A 3337-nucleotide genomic window follows, 5' to 3' on the forward strand; every position below is an offset into this window, starting at 1 on the left:
GTGGTTTTGTATGCCTCTGCCTGGCGGGCAAGGACGAGATCCCCATCGATCCGGCTACCCGGCGGGAAGCCGAGTGTCCCTTCGCCATCGGTGATCGTCCAGCCTTCCAGGCTCCCCTGCCCGGTGAGGAGAATGAATTCATCGGGATCATTGGGGAGATATGGATCCGGGCAGAAGGCAGTAACGGTGATCCCGGCGGTGGCGGCAGCAGGAATGAGAAGAAGAATGAAGAGGAGAAGGAGGAGAGGTGAGCGCATGAAGAGTTTTCGATCTATTCCTTTATTGCCGTCACGGTTTTATTCTTCATATGGATGGGTATGTGGTGAAGGTTGGAGGAAGCCTCGCTGATATACTGCCGGAACTGGTGCAGACACTTCTTGAGTCTGGGAAGAGGCTCCTGATCGTTCCAGGCGGGGGAGCGGGAGCCGATGCAATCCGGGCAATCGATCCCGAACCCGATGCCGCGCACTGGATGGCAATCTCGGCAATGGAGCAGTATGGCCATCTGATTGCATCGTTTGGCATCCCCGCAGTTGATCAACCGGGGGAGATCAACACACCATCGGTCCTCCTGCCATACTGCCTTCTCAGAAGAGAAGATCCCCTTCCGCATACGTGGGATGTGACATCCGATACCATTGCCGCATGGGTTGCATGGCGATCAGGACTTCCCCTGATCGTCCTCAAATCTGTTGATGGACTGCTATTGGATGGAAAAAAGATTGATATCGTCACAGACCCCATCGCAACCGATACTGTTGATACTGCCTTCCTTCCCTTCATCCTCGAGCATAACGTGAGGGCTGCTGTTGTGAACGGCCGGAAGGAGGGGAGGCTCCGAGAGGCACTTTCCGGGGATTTTTCGAAGGGCACTTATATCCCCGCCCGGACAGAGGGATTATAACCGATTGATCCCAACCATATAAGGGAGTCCGACTATGTCAACAGTAAAGTGCACATCATGCCATGCCCCGCTCGCTGAGCGAGGTGCTACCGAATTTAAATGTCCAGAGTGCTCCGAGGTTATCCGCCGGTGTGCCAGGTGCAGACTTCAGAGCATACCATATGTCTGCCAGAAGTGCGGATTCCAGGGGCCCTGAAGATGGGAGCAGTAGCAGTTATTCTGAGAGTAATGCCGGAATCGACCGATGTTGATCTCGAAGGATTAAAACTTGCAATCCGTGAGAAGATACCGGGCGTCTCTGATATCAGGGACGAGCCGATCGGGTTTGGCCTTGTTGCATTAAAGGTTGCAACGGTCATCCAGGATGAAGAAGGCGCAACAGAAGGGATTGAATCACAGTTCAATGATATCCCCGGAATCGACCGTGCAGAGATCGTCGATCTCAGCCGGATGATCTAAACTTTTTTTAAAAGAGATTAAACGGGTCGTATTTCATCTTCTTCAAGAGTCTTGAAGACATGATGCGTAACTTCGCGGATCTGTTCGGTTGAGAACCTGAATGCCTCCAGCTCATCGTCAGATAGGTTGATAGGCACTGGAAATGCTCCACCCCGCGTGATCCGTGCAGGAACACCGATACAGACGCTCCCGATATCATGCACCTCTTTCCTGATGAAGGCAGAGACTGTCAATATCCGGTGTTCGTCCTCGACGATTGTCCTGATGATAGTGGCAATCGCATCGCCCGGACCGTAGACGGTTGATCCCTTGTTCCGGATGATCAGCGATCCGCTCGTCTTTACCCGCTCCATCATCTCCTCTTTGGGGATGTGCGAGAATGCAGGCAGGTTGTTAATCTGGATACCGCCGATCGTTGTTGCAGACCAGAGAGGCACCATCGAATCGCCATGTTCTCCGATGATCCGTGTATGGACTTCGGAAACGTGAACGTTAAAGAACTCTGCAACACAGGATTTCAGCCGCATCGAGTCAAGATGCGTTCCAAGCCCGAATACCCGGTGTGGCGGGAGATTTGAGTACCTGAGGGCAACTGCGGTCATGACATCGACCGGATTTGAAACGACAAAGAGAAGTGTTTCCGATGCGTTCCTACCGATCTTTTCCGCATATCCTGCGACAATCCGTGCATTATCGACTGCAAGATCGAGCCTGTTCTGATCGGACTTTCTGGCAGCACCCGATGCCAGTATGATGATCTCAGATCCACGGAGGTCTTTCTCATCACAACTCCATGAGATACGGGTATTGGTTCCGCGTGCCGCAAATGAGTCTTTGAGATCGCGGGCCAGCCCTTCGAGAAACAGCTGGTTTCCATCACGGCCAAAGAGGCTCACCTCTTTCACATGCGGAATCTGTGATATCGCATGAGCTGCATATGAACCGACCTGGCCTGTCGCTCCGATGATCGTTACTTTCACCATAGAAATCAGCAGATTGGGAACACGTCATCGGTCGACAGCACATACCGCCGTTCCACAGACCCCCCTTCTCCACCCCGCCACCCCATGGGCGCCAGACGTCTGCGGTAAGTCTGCTCCCTTCCGGGCCTGAACCGGTACCCGCAGCAACAGGCCTCACCTCCCTCCGGAGGATTGGTCCCTGGCCGTTGACCTCATAGGACGAGGCTTCTACGTCGGAAGATACTGCTTCCCGGAAGCTGCCTCAGCCTTCCTCAGACTTCGCCCCCCGCATGTCGACGGTTTCGGGTGACAGGTGACGTCTAACCACCCAGGCTAGTTCCCGTAAAATATTGGTTTTTTTATGGGATAAATACATCCCCATGGTTTTTTGCCTTCCAGGCCGTGATGGTATCCTCCACCATCTCACGGGAGGCCTTGTCAAAGAGATCGATCACCGCAAGGACATTTTCTGCGGGGATATGTGGAGAAAGATGCCTGAAATCGCCCTGATAGACCTCTGCCGAGATTCCGCCACGGGCGGTTGCAACAAGACGGGGTTCACTCCTCACCGGCGTATCCGCCATCGCAGTATAACTCTCGAATATCTCCACATCATCAATACCAAGGTAGGCATGATTCACCTTGAGATTGAATGCGGTCCAGAAGGCAGCAGCATACCAGGCATCATTGAAGATCAGGTGCCTGACACCGAGCCGTGCGGCAGCAATACCGAGTGTTCCTGCTCCACAACAGGCATCAACAAAGGTCTTCGGCCGTTTTGTAAAGACCTTGCGATCCACAGAGATGATCTTTGGATTGATTGGTCGAGGGAATTCGATATGCATCATTGATGACTGTTTGTAAATGACGATCGGGCCGACCTGGGTTGCAAAGATATTTGCCCTGACATCGCAGCCTGCAAGGAGGGTATGCGTCTTTGGAGGAAGATCTGAATCGGGATCGGTGATGCCGGGTATGATATGATTATCCTGAATAATCCCCCTGACCTCCG

At 53.1% G+C, this 3337-nt stretch carries 4 protein-coding genes, 1 other RNA gene and 2 pseudogenes; 3 read left to right on the top strand and 4 right to left on the bottom strand.

Features of this window, described 5'->3' with window-relative positions; genetic code table 11:
• Window positions 1-257 (bottom strand): annotated as a pseudogene (locus QCH34_RS09320) (phospholipase); the annotation flags it as partial.
• A gap of 50 nt (window positions 258-307) precedes the next feature.
• On the opposite strand from QCH34_RS09320, the gene QCH34_RS09325 reads away from it, so the two are divergent.
• From QCH34_RS09325 to QCH34_RS09335, 3 genes are read left to right on the top strand one after another with little or no spacing between them, the layout of a single operon-like run.
• Entirely contained in the window at window positions 308-904 is a 597-nt protein-coding gene (locus tag QCH34_RS09325; RefSeq protein WP_300333232.1) for a uridylate kinase, read from the top strand.
• Between the two features lie 34 nt (window positions 905-938).
• Window positions 939-1100, top strand: coding sequence for a zinc finger domain-containing protein (locus QCH34_RS09330; RefSeq protein WP_300333234.1), 162 nt, complete (start codon window positions 939-941; stop codon window positions 1098-1100).
• Between the two features lie 2 nt (window positions 1101-1102).
• Window positions 1103-1363, top strand: a complete 261-nt coding sequence (locus QCH34_RS09335; protein ID WP_300333236.1) for an elongation factor 1-beta — start codon at window positions 1103-1105, stop codon at window positions 1361-1363.
• 17 nt (window positions 1364-1380) lie between these two features.
• On the opposite strand, the gene QCH34_RS09340 is transcribed toward QCH34_RS09335, so the two are convergent.
• From QCH34_RS09340 to QCH34_RS09350, 3 genes and pseudogenes are all read right to left on the bottom strand, one after another.
• Window positions 1381-2346: a malate dehydrogenase gene (locus QCH34_RS09340; RefSeq protein WP_300333238.1), complete on the bottom strand. Its 966-nt coding sequence runs from the start codon at window positions 2344-2346 to the stop codon at window positions 1381-1383.
• 13 nt (window positions 2347-2359) lie between these two features.
• An RNA gene (gene ffs / locus QCH34_RS09345) (signal recognition particle sRNA) lies at window positions 2360-2669 on the bottom strand.
• A 15-nt stretch (window positions 2670-2684) separates the two neighbouring features.
• Window positions 2685-3337: pseudogene (locus tag QCH34_RS09350) on the bottom strand (hypothetical protein); the annotation flags it as partial.

Source organism: Methanocalculus sp., from assembly GCF_029762515.1.
GTDB lineage: Archaea > Halobacteriota > Methanomicrobia > Methanomicrobiales > Methanocorpusculaceae > Methanocalculus.